Here is a 17496-nt window from a genome sequence, read left to right on the forward strand (position 1 = left end):
GGTTCGATACTGCAACGCCTGCGCCAGCTCAGCATCAGCAGTAGCCTGCGGGGAGCGTTTCTGACGGGCGCATTACTGACGTTGAGCGTAAGCTGCGTCAGTTTGTACTCCTGGCATGAGCAGAGCTCGCAGATACGCTATTCACTTGATGATTACTTCCCGCGCGTACATTCCGCTTTTTTGATAGAAGGAAATCTCAACCTGGTTGTGGATCAGCTTAATGAATTCCTGTTGGCCCCCAACACCACGGTAAGGCTGCAACTGCGCAATCAAATTATTTCTCATCTGGACAAAATTGAGGTGCTGAGCCGGGGATTACAATCTGCAGAACAACAGCAGTTGGCGGTGATTTTGCAAGACAGTCGGGCGCTGATGGCGGAGCTGGACCGGGTGCTCTACAACATGTTCCTCGTGCGCGAAAAGGTGAGTGAACTCTCCGCGCGCATCGACTGGCTACATGATGATTTTACAACCGAGCTGAATTCGCTGGTGCAGGATTTTACCTGGCAGCAGGGGACGTTGCTGGATCAAATTGAGGCCAAAAACGGCGATGCGGCGCAGTATCTCAAACGTGCCAGAGAGGTACAAAACGAGCAGCAGCAGGTTTACACCCTGGCAAGAATTGAAAATCAGATCGTGGATGATTTACGCGACAGGCTCAATGAACTGAAGTCGGGTAGCGACGACGGAATGCTGGTGGAGAATCATATCCGCTATCTGGAGAATCTGAAGAAAACGGCGGATGAAAATATCCGTACCCTCGATGACTGGCCCAGTACTATCACCCTGCGGCAAACCATTGATGAGTTACTGGAAATCGGGATGATGAAAAATAAAATGCCCGATACCATGCGCGATTATGTCGCCGCGCAAAAAGCGCTCGTTGATGCCAACCATGCCAGAGAGGCAACGCTCGGGCGCTTTCGAACACTACTTGAGGCGCAGTTGGGGAGTAGCCATCAGCAAATGCAGATGTTTAACCAGCGGCTGGAACAAATTGTTCGCGTCAGCGGTGGACTTATTCTGCTGGCGACGCTGCTGGCGCTACTTCTCGCCTGGGGGCTCAACCATTACTTTATTCGTTCGCGTCTGGTGAAGCGTTTTACCGCACTCAACCAGGCCGTGGTGCAAATTGGTCTTGGCAGAACGGATGCCACCATCCCGGTTTATGGGCGCGATGAGCTCGGGCGCATCGCAGGATTGCTGCGCCATACTCTGGGCCAGTTGAGTGCGCAAAAAAATCAGCTGGAGCAGGAAGTGACAGAGCGCAAGGAGATAGAGTCCGATCTCCGGGCAACGCAGGATGAACTGATCCAGACGGCAAAACTGGCAGTGGTGGGACAGACCATGACCACGCTGGCGCACGAGATTAACCAACCGCTGAATGCGCTGTCGATGTACCTGTTTACGGCGGGAAGGGCAATTGAACAAGGACAATCCGCTCAGGCCAGAAGTACGTTAACCAAAGCGGAGGGGCTGATTACCCGTATTGATGCCATTATCCGTTCGCTGCGTCAGTTTGCACGTCGGGCCGAGCCGGGCGCGCCTTTGCATCCGGTCGATCTGCGACAAACATTCAGCGCCGCCTGGGAACTGTTGGCTATGCGGCATAAGCCACAGCAGGGTACGCTGACGCTTCCAGCCCAGAGTGTATGGGTGACAGGTGATGAAGTGCGTATTCAGCAGGTGCTGGTAAACGTACTGGCAAATGCGCTGGATGCCAGTCCGACTGGCGCGCAAATAGAGGTTCACTGGCAGGCTGAGGGCAGCCGATTGTGCGTCTTTGTCTGCGATAACGGCCCCGGCTGGCCTGAGGCGTTATTGCCATCACTGTTAAAGCCGTTTACCACCAGTAAGGATGTGGGGCTCGGTATTGGCTTATCGATTTGTGTATCGTTAATGGGGCAAATGAACGGCGAGCTGCGCCTGGCGTCGACACCGGGGCGTAATGCCTGCGTCGTTCTGCAATTTAATCTGACGGATGTAAACGATGTTGTGTGATGACTATTCTGTTCTGCTGATTGATGATGATGCCGATGTTCTCGACGCTTACACTCTGTTGCTTGAACAAGAGGGGTACCGTGTCTATGCATGCAATAACCCTTTTGATGCCCGAAACTGGCTGCAAGCCGACTGGCCGGGGATTGTTCTGAGCGATGTGTGTATGCCTGGCTGCAATGGAATAGACCTAATGACGTTGTTTCATCAGGATGATAATCAGCTCCCTATTCTGCTTATCACCGGGCATGGCGATGTCCCGATGGCGGTGGAGGCAGTAAAGAAAGGCGCATGGGACTTTCTGCAAAAACCGGTCGACCCCGGCAAACTGCTGTCGCTGGTAGAGGATGCGCTGCGTCAGAGACAATCCGTGATTGCCCGTCGCCATTATTGCCAGCAAAAGCTTCAGGTTGAACTGCTCGGCTACAGTGACTGGGTCAATCAGTATCGTCAACGTCTGCAACACCTGGCGGAAACGGATATTGCCGTCTGGTTTTATGGCGAGCCGGGGACAGGACGTATGACCGGAGCCCGGTATTTGCATCAGCTTGGGCGCAGCGCTGATGGGCCGTTTATCCGCGGTGAACTAACGCCCGGGAACGCGGGACTACTCAATGACCTTATTGCACAGGCGCAAGGAGGAACGCTGGTCCTGAGCCATATTGAGTGCCTGACACGTGAACAGCAGCACCATATGGTGCATCTGCAAAGCCAGGAGCGGCGTCCGTTTCGTCTGATAGGCATTGGTGACACATCGTTAGTGGAACTGGCGGCAACCAACCAGATTGTGGCCGAACTCTATTACTGTTTTGCGATGACGCAAATCGGTTGTCAGCCGCTGTCACAGCGTCCGGATGATATTGAGCCGCTGTTTCGTCATTACCTGCAGAAAGCCTGTCTGCGCCTGAACCATCCCGTGCCCGAGGTTGAAGGGGAGTTACTGAAAGGCATGCGGCGTCGCGTGTGGTTAAGTAATGTTCGAGAACTGGCGAATGCCGCCGAGCTTTTTGCCGTTGGGCTACTCCCGCTGGCTGAAACCGCGAATCCGCAGCTGCATCTGCCTGAACCAACACCGCTCGATCGGCGGGTTGAAGAGTACGAGCGACAGATCATTACTGAAGCGCTAAATATTCATCAGGGGCGCATTAATGAAGTGGCGGAGTATTTACAAATCCCGCGTAAAAAATTGTATTTACGCATGAGAAAATACGGGCTGAGCAAAGAACACTATAAGTTTTAGTCGACAGAATTGGGGGCGAAGGGACGTCGAAGTATTTCGGTGGCGGCGTTGGCGTTCACCGAAATAGGCAACGGAAGTCCGGGTGATTATCTGGTTGTTTTTCTTACCACATCAAATCATCAGGGATGACAAAATCAGCATACGGATCGTCTTCGTCCTTCGCTTCCTGGCTCAGCTCGCAATTTAAAACAATATAACTTGCATCGCGCTGCGCAATCTTGTCGGCGACGACAGCCGGGATAATGGCGTATTCGCTATCGTTGCCGCTTTCAGCCGTGAGTCGGGCAATGGCCAGACGGCCCTTGATCAACTGAGACTGAGTCACCTTATCAACATAGACTTTTTTGATCAGGTTATTATCAGTAAAGTTGTAACCAATATCGCCACGGGTAATGGTGATTTTATTCATTTCAATCAGTTGCTTGATCTGGGCTTTATATTCTTTAGACAGCGCGGCCTGTTTCTGCTGTTCGCTGAGCTGCTTGTCGCGCTCAATTTGCGCTTTTTTATTCTCTTCAACCGCTTCTCTGGCTTCGCGAGCCTGAACGCGCGATTTCTTCGCCGTTCTTTGCACTTTGGCCACTTTTTTGCTGCTGACCAGACCTGCCTTAAGCATCTGTTCTTGTAGGGTAAGTTTTGTCATCGTCGCTTCTAATCCAATAAAATCGTTGTCAGGATTATAACCTTAACGTTCGACGGGATGCCAGAAAATGGCCGTGCCACGACGGTTATCTCCAGTAGGCGTCACTGTTCTGTGTCTTACTCCCTTTCCGAATCGTGTTGATAGTTAACTCGTTTTTTAATAAGAAATAATATGCTGAATAATTTAACTAACTTGATAATAGATATCATAAATATAAATATTCCAGTGATTTATCCTGATTGTCATAATCAAATAGAGTTATTTTGGCAGGTATTTAATCTAAAAAACAATCAGTTGTCTCTTGATCAAATTTAAAGTGCAACCTCATTGCGCCGATAACCATAATTAAAATATGGACAATGGAGGGAAGTGGCATGTGGTGGGTTTATCGAATGCCGATGAAAATGAAGTTAATAATCGCGCTACAACCACTATTATTGGCGTTATGTTGGTTTGCTGGTTCAGGAATATTGACGCGCATTGAGACAGAACGGCAGATGGAAAATATTGCTCAACTGACAGCGCTCGCGCGTAGTGCCGGAAATGTGGTGCATGAGCTGCAAAAAGAACGGGGAATGAGCGTCGGATTTCTGGGGGCTGAAGGGAAGACGTTCAAAGATGAGTTAACCGCACAGCGGGCTTTAACCGATCGCGAGATCGAGGTCTTTGTGCGTTCACTGTCCGATACTGCATTGCCAGAAGGGGATGCCGCCAATTCTGTCACCACGTTCAAGAAAAACATTCTGTCGCTTGCCACCATCCGGGAAAACGTCACGCGATTGGGGCTTCCGGCCTCTGATGTCGTTAAGTTTTATACTAATGTCATTGCTGATGTGCTGAGTTTTGTGGGCAGGTTGGGACAGTTGACGGATTCAGGCGAGATGGCGAACGCATTCGCCGCCTACTACAACTTGCTGAATTTGAAAGAACAAGCAGGTATTGAACGCGCGCTGCTGTCAAATATCTTTTCCTCCGGTCATTTCGCCGAGGGGCAGTTACATCAACTCAGTGATGTCGTCAGTAAACAGAACGTCTGGCTGGCACAATCGTTGCGTCTGAGCCCACCGGAACAGGCGGCCATGCTGGAAAGCCGCTTACAGTCCACAGAAGCGTCAAAAGCCCTCTCATTACGCGAAACCGCGTTTAGTCATGCCGCGAACGGTGGATTTGATGTCGATCCTACTGTCTGGTTCAAGGTTCAAACCCAGCGTATTGAAGTGATGCGGCAGATAGAAGATGTGACGGCGAATCTTCTGTTAGCGAATGCGGAAAAACTCGCGCAGGATGCACGAAAAAACTGGCAAATATATATGATTGTCAGCTTGTTAGCGCTCCTGGCATCATTGGCGTTCGCAGGGGCAATCGCTATCAATATGCATCGTCAATTTAGCGACACGCTCCGCAAGATTGCGGGTATGAACGGCGATCTGACTCAACGATTGGCGACCCCGGGGAAAGATGAGCTTTCCTCACTTAATCGCGCCTATAACACGATGCTGGAAAGTATTCAGCATATCGTCCAGGAGATTAAACAAGGCTCCGTGGTTTTATCCGATGCCAGCAGCAGTATTACGGCGGGTAATCAGGACCTGGCCCAACGCACGGATGAACAGGCAGCATCAATAGTACAAGCGGTGGCCAGTATGGAACAGCTCTCCACGACGATTACGCAAACGGCAGACAATGCCCGCGAAGCGGAGCATCTGACAATCAGGCTGGAAAAAGAGGTCCGCCAGGCCAGTAACGTCGCCAGTGCGGCAAATCAGAGCATGGGGGATATTCGCTCTTCCAGTGAGAAAATCTCGAATATTGTGACCTCGATAGACGATATTTCGTTTCAGACTAACTTGCTGGCGCTGAATGCGGCAGTGGAAGCTGCACGGGCAGGAGAGATGGGCAGGGGGTTTGCGGTTGTGGCCAGTGAAGTGCGGAATCTTTCGCAGCGTTGTGCCAAAGAAGCTAATCAGATCCGCGAGCTGGTCGCGCAGAATATGGTAAAAATTAGTGAGGGTGTTGAGCGGGTTACGGCGTCCGCTACCGCGCTAGAAGCCGCGGCGGACAATACCACCAGCATGAAGCAATATATTGCGGATATCGCTCGTGTAGCGACGGAACAATCGCAAGGGGTAACTCAGATTAACCTGGCACTGCGACCTATGGAGCAGGTCACGCAGCAAAACGCGGCGTTGGTTTCTCAGGCCGCAAGCGACAGCCAGCGCCTGGACAATCTGTCTGTCACTATGAAGGATCTGGTCAATCGTTTTGTTGTCTGACCTGACGCCGTTTAACCGACCCGGACAACATACCGGGTCGGTTCATCCCCTGGCGGGGAAATAGTATTAACGATAAATTGCTACAACGGGTTTCCCGTCATCGCCTATGGTTCCCCGGTACATACCTTCAGAGTTGAAGGACATGGTGTAATTACCGGCTTTATCAAGCACAATTACTCCACCGCTGCCATTCAGCGCCTTAACTTCATCCAGAGCATTCTGCGCTGCGTCTTTTAAAGGGGTATTGCGGTATTTCACCTGGGCTGCAATGTTATACGCGGTCAGCGTGCGGATAAACATTTCTCCTGAGCCGGTTGCGGATACCGCCACGGTTTCATTGTCGGCATAATTTCCTGCGCCAATGATAGGTGAATCCCCCACACGTCCGTAACGTTTGTTGGTCATTCCGCCTGTAGACGTTCCGGCAGCGAGATTACCGTCTTTATCCAGAGCAACAGCGCCGACAGTGCCATATTTATAGTCATACATCATTGGATCAGCGAACAGGGCAGCGCTCTTTCCATCGTGATCAAGGAGCACTTTTTCTTTTTTGATTGCATTCTGTAATTGCTGCCAGCGAAAATCTGTTTTGAAATAAGCAGGATCAACGGTTGCGAGTCCCTGTTCTTTTGCAAAGGTATCCGCGCCTGTCGAGACCATGAGTACGTGCGGGCTTTGAGTCATAACGGCATACGCCGCATTAATTGGGTTTTTAACCGTGGTTACACCGGCAACGGCACCGGCTTTTCGGGTTTTCCCATCCATAATGGACGCATCCAGTTCATTGCGGCCATCGTGGGTAAACACGGCACCTTTACCTGCATTGAAGAGAGGAGAATCTTCCATCACATTAATCGCTTTCTGAACGGCTTCCAGGCTGCTACCGCCTTTATTCAGAACCGCATAACCTGCATTCAGAGCTTCAGTGAGTTTTTCTGTATACTGCTTTTCCTGTTCTGGTGTGATGGTATCTTTTGTAATGGTACCGGCACCACCATGGATCACCAGCCTTATCGGCGATTGCGCGTCTCCCCATGCGGGAGCTGTCAGTAAGGTACAAAGGGTCAAAGTAGCGATACTGGTCTTGATTCTGATCATATGAATAAATTCCTTTTTTCTGAGTGATGAATCATTTCCGATAATGTTTCTCATTACCGGTATTAATCAGCCTGTTTATGGAGAACTTATCCCTGACAAACTGGCTAAAGATTAATCATGGCTATACTTCAATAATCATAATTTTGGTTAATTGATTTTAGTCAAAATATATTTTTAATGATTGATTAATCAAAAAATGAAGCGTTTCCGCAGAAGTTTCTATCATTCCACTGACCATACTCGCAGGCTTCCGGTTGCAGTCTGTCGCTGGTAAAGTGAGCAACCAATACCGAGATGTGGCCAGAAGGGAATTCCGAGTGACCGAACGTATTGATTATCAGACTGAAAAATACAGCTTTACTGAGGCGACTGAAAGTTCCCGTCTGGCTGGCCAGTGGGCTGATGTTATTGCTGAATGTCGGGAAATGAAGGCGGGTCCGCAAGAGCGTCTGCGTATTGCTTTATTGAATGTGGACTATGTGACCAGCTTTGAGCTGCCTTTCCGTTTGTTATTACTTCGTACCCCGCAACTGATTGCCAGCGTTCGTGAAGAGCTACAGCTTAGTCAGAAAAACGTAATCTTTAACGGCAAACGCTTTGGTTGTGTTTACAGCCTGAAAGCGAGTCTCGGCGGGATACCGGATGAATTTCAGTACCGCCTGTCGCATCGTATTCGACGCATTAATCGTGCAGGTTCAAGCGAAGCGCCATATCAACAAATTGCTAAAACGGTGAAAGCACCGCGTGAGCGTCTGAAGCTGGCACTGGAATCAGGCCTTGATGTCACTGCTTTGGACGGGCTTTTCTGGTTTGGCAGCCAACGTATTGCTGCTGACGTACTGAGGCTGAGAAAATCAGGGATGCGGATAGCTACTGAGCAGACAATGGTGTCCGACAATCTTACTGCAACGGTGAGGAATGTGCCGTTTTATCGCCTGGCTCAGGGATGAACTGACAGGTAAATGAAAGGATTTAGCCGGATGCATTTAATTAAAAGTGTCCCCTGCAGGAATCGAACCTGCAACTAGCCCTTAGGAGGGGCTCGTTATATCCATTTAACTAAGGGGACGAAGCGGCACGAGTATAGCGTTTTTTACTCACAACGGTAAGCCTCAGGCCGCCCAACTGCTCAAACCGTCACCATTCAAGCCTGTTTTTTCTGGTTTTTCTGCTTTTGCTCATCCCGCCTGGCTTGCAACCTGGCTTCTTCTTTGCGTTTATTGCTCATATCATTGCGGATCTGCGCATGGCTCATCAGCGCGAAGATAAACGTCCCGCCACAGATATTCCCGGCGAGCGTAGGGAGAGCAAAGGGCCAGAAGAAATCACTCCAGTGCAGCGTACCATTAAAGACCAGATAGAGAATTTCCACCGAACCGACGACGATGTGCGTGGTATCGCCCAGCGCAATCAGCCAGGTCATCAGAATAATGACCACAATTTTTGCTGCCCCGGCGGCGGGAAACATCCATACCATTGTGGCAATTAACCAGCCAGAAATGATGGCGTTGGAAAACATCTCCGTTGGCGTGTTTTTCATCACATCCATGCCGATTTTGACAAAAGCATCGCGGGTTTCTTCATCAAAAATCGGCATATGCTCAAACGCCCATGCGGCAACCCCGGTGCCAATAATATTACCTAGCAGAACCACACTCCACAGGCGCATCAGCAGGCCAAAATTGCCGAGCGTAGGGTTTTGCATTACCGGCAGGACGGCGGTGACGGTATTTTCGGTAAACAGTTGCTGGCGAGCCATAATGACAATTATAAAGCCGAAGGTATAACCGAGGTTCTCCAGCAAAAATCCTCCAGGCACACCTTCCAGTTGCACATGAAAAATTCCTTTAGCCAGTAGCGAGGCGCCCATCGAGAGTCCCGCAGCGATGGCTGACCACAGTAGCGCCATCGCGTCGCGCTCCATTTCTTTCTCCCCATCCTGGCGGATATGTTCATGGATCGCCATGGCGCGGGAGGGGAGTCTGTCCTCATCGACCTCAATCTTTTTACCCTCTAGCTTTTCGTCACTGTCGACCTGAAGTTCGTCGCTGTGCCGATCAATCTTTTCGTTCTCAATGTCATTCATAGCCGAATCCTGAATTAGCACGTATTGCTAAAGCGTAGCGGCTTTTGTCCGAAAATCAGCGGGAGAAAGTCTGAGATAGCAAAAATGGTAACGTTTGTTTTTATTGGGGTAGCTAGAATAGAGCCGCCGCGGAGTACGCATTACCAGGCTATGATCAAATCAGTAACACAGGGTATATAGACATCATTTGACGTGCTGTTACAATCGCTCACATCTAAACAGGCGGATACGTCATCGTTCCGTCATGGATGGCAATCAGCGATAGCCATAATACACAGGGAGACACTTATGAAGCTTCGCCTGTCGGCGCTTGCGCTGGGAACCACACTTTTGGTGGGGTGTGCGAGCTCTGGTACTGAACAGCAGGGGCGTTCGGACCCATTTGAAGGGTTCAACCGCACCATGTACAACTTCAACTTTAATGTTTTAGATCCATACGTTGTTCGACCGGTGGCAGTTGCCTGGCGTGATTATGTCCCGCAGCCGGCGCGTAACGGTTTGAGCAATTTTACCGGCAACCTTGAAGAGCCGGCCGTTATGGTCAACTACTTCCTGCAAGGCGACCCCTATCAGGGGATGGTGCACTTCACCCGTTTCTTCCTGAACACCCTGTTAGGTATGGGCGGATTTATCGACGTGGCGGGTATGGCTAATCCGAAGTTACAGCGCGTTGAACCACACCGTTTTGGTAGTACGTTAGGCCACTATGACGTTGGTTACGGACCGTATATGCAGCTTCCATTCTACGGCAGCTTCACGCTGCGTGATGATGGCGGCGACATGATGGATACGCTGTATCCGGTACTGTCCTGGCTGACCTGGCCGTTGTCGATAGGTAAATGGACGGTTGAAGGGATTGAAACCCGCGCGCAACTGCTTGATTCCGACGGTCTGCTGCGTCAGTCTTCCGACCCTTACATCATGGTGCGAGAAGCTTACTTCCAGCGTCATGACTTTATTGCGAACGGTGGCAAACTCAAACCAGAAGAAAACCCGAACGCGAAAGATATTCAGGACGATTTAAAAGAGATCGATTCTGAGTAAGGAAGGATGAAAATAAAAAGGTGAGCTAAAAAGCTCACCTTTTTTATATCTGAAGAAAATCAGAATGCGTAGTTGAAGTTGGTACCGAACAGCCAGGCTTTACCTTCAGAATCGAAAGTATACGGGCCTTCTTTGACGGTCACTTTCTGGCCGTGCATATAAGAAACGCCTACGTCAATGGACGCGTCATCATTGAAGGCGTAAGTGGTACCCGCACTCAGCCACAGACGGTCCTGGTCCGGAATGGAGATGGAACGCTTGCTCGCAGGAACCGGGCTATCGTCATAGGCAATACCGGTACGGAAGGTCCAGCTTTTATCCATGTAATAAGTCGTACCCAGCGCGATGCGGTAAGAATCTTTGAACCCTTCTTCTTTATAGAACAGCGTCTGCCCGTTGGTGCCGGTTGCTTTCAGTTCCTGGAACTGACTCCAACTGGTGTAAGCCATGCTGTAGTGAATAGCCCACTGTGGTGCAACGCGGTTGTAACCCGACAGTTCCCACATTTCCGGCAGGTTAAGCGTCAGAGAACCTGGGACGGTGGCGTTGGTAGTTCCCCAAGGGAACGCCGTGCCTGCGCCAGGTAACGCGTTGGCCTGGGTGCGGATGCCGCTCTTGTAATCGCCATCGAAGTCGATTTTGACTTCAGAACGATACGTTAAACCGTAGCGGTTATTTTTATCCAGCTCGTACAAAATACCGGCGTTCCAGCCGTAACCCCATTCGTCACCTTTCAGGCTGGCAATTTTCTGGCTGACTTTTGGCAATGCAGCAGTTTGTTCACCGGAATAACGCTCAATTTTTGCATCGGCATAGACGGCATTAAAACCAACGCCAAAGCTCCAGCTATCATTCAGACGGTAGGCACCGCTCAGGTTCAGGTTGACCGTTTTAAGATCGGTCTTCCCGCCGTATTCGCCGACGATGTAGCTGTCGTTAAATTCGGTTGCCAGGCCATAGTTTGACGTGACAGAAGCCCCCCAACCAAACTGTTCGTTGATCGGCATCACGAAGTGAGCATTGGGAACCCACGCCGTAGGCGCGATGTTGTCCGCATCGGTGCTGCGTCCTGTATATGGCGATTTACCGGAAATATTCACGTCTGGATCGATATACACCGCACCCGCTGAAAAAGTAGGGCGGTCAAACATCATAATCAGCGCCGGGTTACGACTGGCGTTACCTGCATCATCTGCAATAGCGCCTTCACCCGAATATGCCCGGCCAAGGCCAGAGGAAGAAAATTCGTTTAACTGAAAGCCTGCAGACCAGGCCTGTGTGGAGATAATTGCCACTGCGACTGCGAGAGCAGACTTTGTAAACAGGGTTTTCTGGCTCATGACCATAACCTCATTGATTTATTTTTATACAAACAATGTTACATACCGTAACAGGAGCGCGAAGTGTAGGGTCTGAGGTACAACTTAGAAATCAGACCAGTGCCGAGAGTATAGGTCTGACCAGATGAAATGTTGCAAGTATGTTTATAAATATTTTCAATTCTGATCTCAGAAACGCGATCCAGCTGGCAAAATTGCGGGTATGCACACTCACCTGTTTGGGTGATTTTTGTTTTAGATCATTTTTAAGTGTGATTTCGGTCACTTATCCCATTTCATACAATTAACGACTGGAGAGGCGAATAATGGGAGCGTAAAATATCCCCATCGTTTATCTGGCACCACAGGTGCGAATACAGAGGAAATCTACAATGAGTAAATGCAGTGCTGATGAAACCCCGGTTTGCTGCTGTATGGATGTTGGCACCATCATGGACAACTCCGATTGCACCGCGTCATACAGCCGTGTGTTCGCGAATCGTGCAGAGGCAGAAGAAACGCTGGCCGCTCTGACTGAGAAGGCGCGTGGCGTGGAATCTGAGCCTTGCCAAATCACCTCGACCTTTACTGAAGAGTCTGAAGGTGTGCGTCTGGATATCGACTTTGTTTTTGCCTGTGAAGCTGAAACGCTGATCTTCCAACTGGGTCTGCGTTAATCCCTTCTTTAAAAGCCCTTGTTACCCGGTAGCAAGGGCTTTTTCGTCACTGTCAGTGATTATTCACTGTGTCTTAGCTCCCACTTTCTTTTCTCCCTGCTTGGCTAAATGTAAAAAATTGGTTAAGACTGTGATCAGGTCAGACCACTTATTTTTATTTTTTACAGGGGAGTGTTATGAGTCAGGCTTTACCGCTGGTTACCCGCCAGGGCGATCGCATCGCCATCGTTAGCGGATTGCGTACGCCATTTGCCCGCCAGGCAACCGCGTTTCATGGCATTCCCGCCGTAGATTTGGGGAAAATGGTCGTTGGCGAGCTGCTGGCGCGCAGCGAAATTTCTGCTGATGTGATTGAGCAACTGGTCTTTGGCCAGGTGGTGCAAATGCCCGAAGCCCCAAATATTGCTCGTGAAATCGTGCTGGGAACCGGGATGAATGTGCACACCGATGCCTACAGCGTAAGCAGAGCCTGCGCCACCAGCTTCCAGGCGGTGGCGAATGTCGCGGAAAGCCTGATGGCGGGGACTATTCGTGCAGGAATTGCCGGCGGTGCGGACTCCTCGTCAGTTCTGCCTATTGGCGTTAGCAAAAAGCTGGCTCGGGTGCTGGTGGATGTCAATAAGGCCCGGACCACCGGTCAGCGTCTTAAACTTTTCTCCCGACTGCGCTTACGTGACCTGATGCCCGTACCGCCAGCCGTCGCCGAGTATTCCACCGGTTTACGCATGGGGGATACGGCCGAGCAAATGGCCAAAACTTATGGGATTACGCGAGAGCAACAGGATGCCCTGGCGCACCGTTCTCATCAGCGCGCCGCTCAGGCGTGGTCTGAAGGCAAACTGGCAGATGAGGTGATGACCACCTACGCGCCACCTTTCAAAGATCCTTTTTCAGAAGATAACAATATTCGCGGTAACTCTACGCTGGCCGATTACGCCAAACTGCGTCCGGCCTTTGACCGAAAGCACGGCACCGTTACCGCGGCGAACAGTACCCCGCTAACGGACGGCGCAGCCGCCGTGATTATGATGACGGAATCGCGTGCGAAAGAGTTGGGGCTGGTGCCGCTGGGATACCTGCGTAGTTTTGCCTTTACCGCCATCGATGTCTGGCAGGACATGCTGTTGGGGCCGGCGTGGTCAACGCCGCTTGCCCTGGAGAGAGCGGGTCTGACCATGGCTGATTTAACCCTGATCGATATGCATGAAGCATTTGCCGCACAAACGCTGGCGAATCTTCAACTGCTGGGTAGCGAACGTTTTGCCCGCGAAGTGCTCGGCAGGGCGCATGCCACGGGCGAGGTTGATGACAGTAAATTTAACGTGCTGGGCGGATCGATTGCCTATGGACACCCCTTCGCCGCCACCGGTGCTCGCATGATCACCCAAACCCTCCATGAGTTACGACGCCGTGGCGGTGGTTTTGGTTTAGTGACAGCCTGTGCTGCAGGTGGTCTGGGTGCGGCAATGGTTCTGGAGGCGGAATAATGGAAATGACATCGGCTTTTACGCTAAACGTACGTCTGGATAACGTCGCTGTTGTCACCATTGATGTGCCCGGAGAGAAAATGAATACCCTGAAGGCGGAATTTGCCTCCCAGGTTCGGGTCATTCTGAAACAAATTCGCGATAACAAAGCATTACGCGGCGTGGTGTTCATTTCGGCGAAACCCGATAACTTCATTGCCGGGGCGGATATCAACATGATTGGTCGCTGTCGCAGCGCGCAGGAAGCTGAAACGCTGGCACGCCAGGGGCAGCAGATTATGGCGGAAATTAATGCCTTGCCGATCCCCGTAATCGCCGCAATTCATGGCGCCTGTCTCGGCGGTGGCCTGGAGATGGCGCTGGCGTGCCACAATCGTATTTGTACCGATGATGCTAAAACCGTACTGGGTTTACCGGAAGTGCAGCTTGGTCTGCTGCCTGGCTCTGGCGGTACCCAGCGGTTGCCCCGTCTGATTGGCGTCAGTACCGCGCTGGATATGATCCTCACCGGAAAACAACTACGCGCAAAACAGGCGCTGAAAGTGGGTTTAGTGGATGAAGTTGTACCGCATACCATTTTGCTGGAAGCGGCCGTAGAACTGGCCAAAAAGGATAGTCCCGCACACCGTACTCTGCCGGTGCGAGAGCGTGTGCTAGCGGGGCCGCTGGGGCGGGCGCTGTTATTCCGCATGGCCAGTAAAAAGACGGCGCAAAAAACGCAGGGCAACTACCCTGCAACAGAACGTATCCTTGAGGTCATCGAAACCGGCCTGGCGCAAGGCAGCAGCAGCGGTTACGACGCCGAAGCCCGCGCGTTTGGCGAACTGGCGATGACATCTCAGTCTCAGGCGCTGCGGCACATCTTTTTTGCCAACACCGATGTGAAAAAGGATCCCGGAAGTGATGTGAAGCCCGGCCCGCTAAACAGTGTAGGCATTTTGGGCGGCGGTCTGATGGGGGGCGGTATTGCCTATGTGACGGCCTGTAAAGGCGGCTTGCCAGTGCGTATCAAAGATATAAATGCCAAGGGAATCAACCACGCGCTGAAGTACAGTTGGGATCAGCTTGAAACGAAGGTTCGCCGCCGTCATATCAAAGCCAGCGAGCGTGATAAACAGCTGGCGCTGATTTCGGGATCAACCGATTACCGTGGCTTCGCTCATCGCGATCTGGTTATTGAAGCCGTATTTGAAGATCTGGCGTTAAAACAACAGATGGTGGCAGAAGTTGAGCAAAATTGCGCATCTCATACCATTTTTGCCTCTAACACCTCATCTTTGCCGATTGGCGATATTGCGGCGAACGCTGCCAGGCCTCAACAAGTAATTGGTTTGCACTTCTTTAGCCCGGTGGAAAAAATGCCGCTGGTCGAGGTTATCCCGCATGCCACGACCTCTGAGCAGACAATTGCCACAACCGTTAAACTGGCGAAAAAGCAGGGCAAAACGCCGATAGTGGTCAGAGATAAGGCCGGATTTTATGTTAACCGCATTTTAGCGCCATACATTAACGAAGCTATTCGTATGCTGACCGAAGGCGAGCGGGTTGAAGCCATTGACGCCGCGCTGGTTAAGTTTGGTTTTCCGGTCGGGCCAATCCAACTTTTGGATGAGGTCGGAATTGACACGGGCACTAAAATTATACCAGTGCTTGAGGCTGCATATGGAGAACGTTTTAGCGCGCCTGCAAATGTTGTTGCTTCAATTTTGAATGACGATCGCAAAGGTAGAAAAAATGGTCGGGGTTTCTATCTTTATGGAGCGAAAGGGCGTAAAAGCAAAAAACAGGTCGACCCTGCAATTTATACGCTTATTGGCGTCCAGGGGCAGGGCCGACTCACCGCCGCGCAGATAGCCGAGCGGTGCGTCATGTTAATGCTCAATGAAGCAGCACGCTGTTTTGATGAGAGGATTATCCGCAGCGCGCGTGATGGTGATATCGGCGCTGTATTTGGTATTGGTTTTCCGCCCTTCCTCGGCGGCCCGTTCCGGTATATGGATTCGCTCGGCGCGGGTGAAGTGGTTGCTGCTCTGCAACGACTGACCACGCAATACGGCTCGCGGTTTACGCCGTGTGAGCAGTTATTGCAGATGGCGGAACGCGGTGAAAGATTCTGGAGTAATGGGGAAACTGACCTGAATTCATGAGGTCAAAGGTAGGATGAATCCGCACTGAATGTATGGGTCGCGCTCAAAATGTAAACAGAGATTGACTATACTTACGCCGTTGAGGTAAAAAACAGCGTTTCATTCGGTGAATGGATAAGGCACAATGCCGGCCACCACATCGTTACCACGGTCAATAGGGGCTGTGGATAAAGGTGTCGGTGATTCTGGTTAACAAAAGCGGTGCAATATGCAAGTTTTTATCATGCGTCACGGCGACGCAGCCCTCGATGCCGCCAGTGATTCGGTTCGTCCCTTAACCTCCTGTGGTTGTGACGAATCTCGCCTGATGGCGAACTGGCTGAAAGGTCAAAAAGTGGATATCGAACGTGTTCTGGTGAGCCCGTTCCTACGAGCCGAACAAACGCTGGATGTGGTGGGGGAGTGTATGAACCTGCCAACCGGTGTGGATGTTTTGCCGGAGCTGACTCCCTGCGGCGATGTCGGTCTGGTCAGCGCCTATTTACAGGCTCTGGCCAATGAAGGTATCGCCACGGCGCTGGTCATCTCTCACTTACCTTTAGTGGGGTATCTGGTGTCTGAACTTTGCCCAGGCGAAACACCGCCGATGTTTACCACATCAGCGATTGCCAGCGTAACGCTTGATGAGAGCGGGAAGGGTACTTTTAACTGGCAGATGAGCCCGTGTAACCTGAAAATGGCAAAAGCGATTTAAAAAGCCTGGAATCGGATAAGGCACAGCCGTCATCCGGAAAATCAAAGAGCCGCAAAAGCGGCTCTTTCTGTTTTTCTGCATCAGGGAAGTTCGGGTGGTTGCCACTCTTCCACTTCAATCAGCAGCAGCAGCGCGGCGTCGCCACCGTACTCTTTTGGCGCTTGATGAAAGGCCATCACGTGCGGATGCTGCGCCAACCAGAGCGGTGTTTGCTGCTTAAGAATATGTTTTCCGTGGCCATGCATCACGCAGGCGCAAAACACATGCTCACGACGACAGGCGGCAATCAGCGCGCCTAACTCCTGTTTGGCCTGCTGCTGGGTCAGCCCGTGCAGATCGAGAAACAGCTCCGGGGAGTAATCGCCACGGCGCATTTTCTTCAGTTCGAAATGGCTGACGTCGGCACGCAGATATCTTACCGGGCCGTCCGTATTCAGCAGCGGCTGAAACTCGTCCGAGAAATAGTGACTGGCATCAGCTTGTTCCTGCAGCAGCCTTTTAACCGGAACCTCGGTAATTTTTTTACGTAGCGGTCGGTGAACAATGGTGTCCTGTTTCATTTTACGCGTGCCGGTCATCAGCTGGCGAAACAGCGTCTGATCCTCCTCGCTGAGCGATGTTTTCTTTTTCATTCGAGAGTCTCATCTTTTATTTTTCGTTAGTTTAACCCGACTCGGCGGGCATCCGATCGCTTAAAACGCAATTTTCGCGCTCAGGCCCTGTGTGAATGCTGATTTATCGCCGTCTTCGTGGCAAACTAGCCGCCGAAATTAATACGAGCATGCCCTGG

General features: G+C 51.2%; 14 protein-coding genes and 1 tRNA gene. 9 read left to right on the forward strand and 6 right to left on the reverse strand.

Features of this window, described 5'->3' with window-relative positions; all coding sequences use genetic code 11:
• The first annotated feature begins 6 nt into the window (after positions 1-6).
• Together pgtB and pgtA are read left to right on the forward strand one after the other, a co-directional pair.
• Entirely contained in the window at positions 7-2001 is a 1995-nt protein-coding gene (gene pgtB / locus OGV93_RS02330) for a two-component system sensor histidine kinase PgtB (RefSeq protein ID WP_170973721.1), read from the forward strand.
• Positions 1991-3238 carry a two-component system response regulator PgtA gene (gene pgtA, locus OGV93_RS02335; RefSeq protein WP_181633427.1) on the forward strand — a complete coding sequence of 416 codons (1248 nt, stop codon included), beginning with the start codon at positions 1991-1993 and terminating at the stop codon, positions 3236-3238. The genes pgtB and pgtA overlap by 11 nt, the downstream gene beginning before the upstream one ends.
• A gap of 103 nt (positions 3239-3341) precedes the next feature.
• Here the strand turns inward: pgtA and OGV93_RS02340 are convergent, their stop codons facing one another.
• Positions 3342-3881 carry a DUF2058 domain-containing protein gene (locus tag OGV93_RS02340; protein WP_016157066.1) on the reverse strand — a complete coding sequence of 180 codons (540 nt, stop codon included), beginning with the start codon at positions 3879-3881 and terminating at the stop codon, positions 3342-3344.
• Positions 3882-4255: 374 nt separating this feature from the next.
• Between OGV93_RS02340 and OGV93_RS02345 the strand changes: the two genes are divergently transcribed.
• On the forward strand, positions 4256-6154 hold the full coding sequence (locus tag OGV93_RS02345; RefSeq protein WP_016153885.1) for a methyl-accepting chemotaxis protein: 1899 nt from the start codon (positions 4256-4258) through the stop codon (positions 6152-6154).
• 66 nt (positions 6155-6220) lie between these two features.
• Here OGV93_RS02345 and OGV93_RS02350 read toward each other — a convergent pair whose 3' ends face one another.
• Positions 6221-7252 carry an isoaspartyl peptidase/L-asparaginase family protein gene (locus OGV93_RS02350; protein ID WP_019077319.1) on the reverse strand — a complete coding sequence of 344 codons (1032 nt, stop codon included), beginning with the start codon at positions 7250-7252 and terminating at the stop codon, positions 6221-6223.
• Positions 7253-7569: 317 nt separating this feature from the next.
• Here OGV93_RS02350 and OGV93_RS02355 point away from each other — a divergent pair, with 317 nt between their 5' ends.
• Entirely contained in the window at positions 7570-8202 is a 633-nt protein-coding gene (locus OGV93_RS02355) for an ECs1377 family protein (protein ID WP_019077318.1), read from the forward strand.
• Positions 8203-8249: 47 nt separating this feature from the next.
• On the opposite strand, the gene OGV93_RS02360 is transcribed toward OGV93_RS02355, so the two are convergent.
• Together OGV93_RS02360 and OGV93_RS02365 are read right to left on the reverse strand one after the other, a co-directional pair.
• Positions 8250-8321, reverse strand: a tRNA-Arg gene (locus OGV93_RS02360).
• A 75-nt stretch (positions 8322-8396) separates the two neighbouring features.
• Entirely contained in the window at positions 8397-9338 is a 942-nt protein-coding gene (locus OGV93_RS02365) for a formate/nitrite transporter family protein (protein WP_047416338.1), read from the reverse strand.
• Positions 9339-9626: 288 nt separating this feature from the next.
• Here OGV93_RS02365 and mlaA point away from each other — a divergent pair, with 288 nt between their 5' ends.
• Positions 9627-10382, forward strand: a complete 756-nt coding sequence (gene mlaA / locus OGV93_RS02370; protein ID WP_287109335.1) for a phospholipid-binding lipoprotein MlaA — start codon at positions 9627-9629, stop codon at positions 10380-10382.
• A 59-nt stretch (positions 10383-10441) separates the two neighbouring features.
• Here the strand turns inward: mlaA and fadL are convergent, their stop codons facing one another.
• Positions 10442-11722, reverse strand: a complete 1281-nt coding sequence (gene fadL / locus OGV93_RS02375; RefSeq protein WP_046275562.1) for a long-chain fatty acid transporter FadL — start codon at positions 11720-11722, stop codon at positions 10442-10444.
• A 371-nt stretch (positions 11723-12093) separates the two neighbouring features.
• On the opposite strand from fadL, the gene OGV93_RS02380 reads away from it, so the two are divergent.
• The 4 genes from OGV93_RS02380 to sixA all read left to right on the forward strand — a co-directional run bounded on the left by OGV93_RS02380 (position 12094) and on the right by sixA (position 16706).
• Positions 12094-12378: a YfcZ/YiiS family protein gene (locus tag OGV93_RS02380; RefSeq protein WP_003834838.1), complete on the forward strand. Its 285-nt coding sequence runs from the start codon at positions 12094-12096 to the stop codon at positions 12376-12378.
• Between the two features lie 176 nt (positions 12379-12554).
• Positions 12555-13865 carry an acetyl-CoA C-acyltransferase FadI gene (gene fadI / locus OGV93_RS02385; protein ID WP_016153879.1) on the forward strand — a complete coding sequence of 437 codons (1311 nt, stop codon included), beginning with the start codon at positions 12555-12557 and terminating at the stop codon, positions 13863-13865.
• Positions 13865-16012 carry a fatty acid oxidation complex subunit alpha FadJ gene (gene fadJ, locus OGV93_RS02390; RefSeq protein WP_279267201.1) on the forward strand — a complete coding sequence of 716 codons (2148 nt, stop codon included), beginning with the start codon at positions 13865-13867 and terminating at the stop codon, positions 16010-16012. The genes fadI and fadJ overlap by 1 nt, the downstream gene beginning before the upstream one ends.
• Before the next feature lie 208 nt (positions 16013-16220).
• Positions 16221-16706, forward strand: a complete 486-nt coding sequence (sixA, locus tag OGV93_RS02395; RefSeq protein ID WP_003028179.1) for a phosphohistidine phosphatase SixA — start codon at positions 16221-16223, stop codon at positions 16704-16706.
• An 80-nt stretch (positions 16707-16786) separates the two neighbouring features.
• Here sixA and smrB read toward each other — a convergent pair whose 3' ends face one another.
• Positions 16787-17338 (reverse strand): endonuclease SmrB, encoded by a 552-nt coding sequence (gene smrB / locus OGV93_RS02400; RefSeq protein WP_016153877.1) that lies wholly within the window; start codon positions 17336-17338, stop codon positions 16787-16789.
• Positions 17339-17496 lie beyond the last annotated feature (158 nt).

Origin of the sequence: Citrobacter sp. Cb031, from assembly GCF_030336725.1 — a bacterium.
GTDB lineage: Bacteria > Pseudomonadota > Gammaproteobacteria > Enterobacterales > Enterobacteriaceae > Citrobacter > Citrobacter braakii.

Excerpts from the sequence above, each read along its gene's own strand:
- OGV93_RS02380 (WP_003834838.1), top strand. The coding sequence starts at position 12,094 with ATGAGTAAATGCAGTGCTGATGAAACCCCGGTTTGCTGCTGTATGGAT.
- OGV93_RS02340 (WP_016157066.1), bottom strand. The coding sequence starts at position 3,881 with ATGACAAAACTTACCCTACAAGAACAGATGCTTAAGGCAGGTCTGGTC.
- pgtA (WP_181633427.1), top strand. The coding sequence starts at position 1,991 with ATGTTGTGTGATGACTATTCTGTTCTGCTGATTGATGATGATGCCGAT.
- sixA (WP_003028179.1), top strand. The coding sequence starts at position 16,221 with ATGCAAGTTTTTATCATGCGTCACGGCGACGCAGCCCTCGATGCCGCC.
- mlaA (WP_287109335.1), top strand. The coding sequence starts at position 9,627 with ATGAAGCTTCGCCTGTCGGCGCTTGCGCTGGGAACCACACTTTTGGTG.
- OGV93_RS02345 (WP_016153885.1), top strand. The coding sequence starts at position 4,256 with ATGTGGTGGGTTTATCGAATGCCGATGAAAATGAAGTTAATAATCGCG.
- smrB (WP_016153877.1), bottom strand. The coding sequence starts at position 17,338 with ATGAAAAAGAAAACATCGCTCAGCGAGGAGGATCAGACGCTGTTTCGC.
- fadI (WP_016153879.1), top strand. The coding sequence starts at position 12,555 with ATGAGTCAGGCTTTACCGCTGGTTACCCGCCAGGGCGATCGCATCGCC.
- fadL (WP_046275562.1), bottom strand. The coding sequence starts at position 11,722 with ATGAGCCAGAAAACCCTGTTTACAAAGTCTGCTCTCGCAGTCGCAGTG.
- fadJ (WP_279267201.1), top strand. The coding sequence starts at position 13,865 with ATGGAAATGACATCGGCTTTTACGCTAAACGTACGTCTGGATAACGTC.
- OGV93_RS02365 (WP_047416338.1), bottom strand. The coding sequence starts at position 9,338 with ATGAATGACATTGAGAACGAAAAGATTGATCGGCACAGCGACGAACTT.
- OGV93_RS02350 (WP_019077319.1), bottom strand. The coding sequence starts at position 7,252 with ATGATCAGAATCAAGACCAGTATCGCTACTTTGACCCTTTGTACCTTA.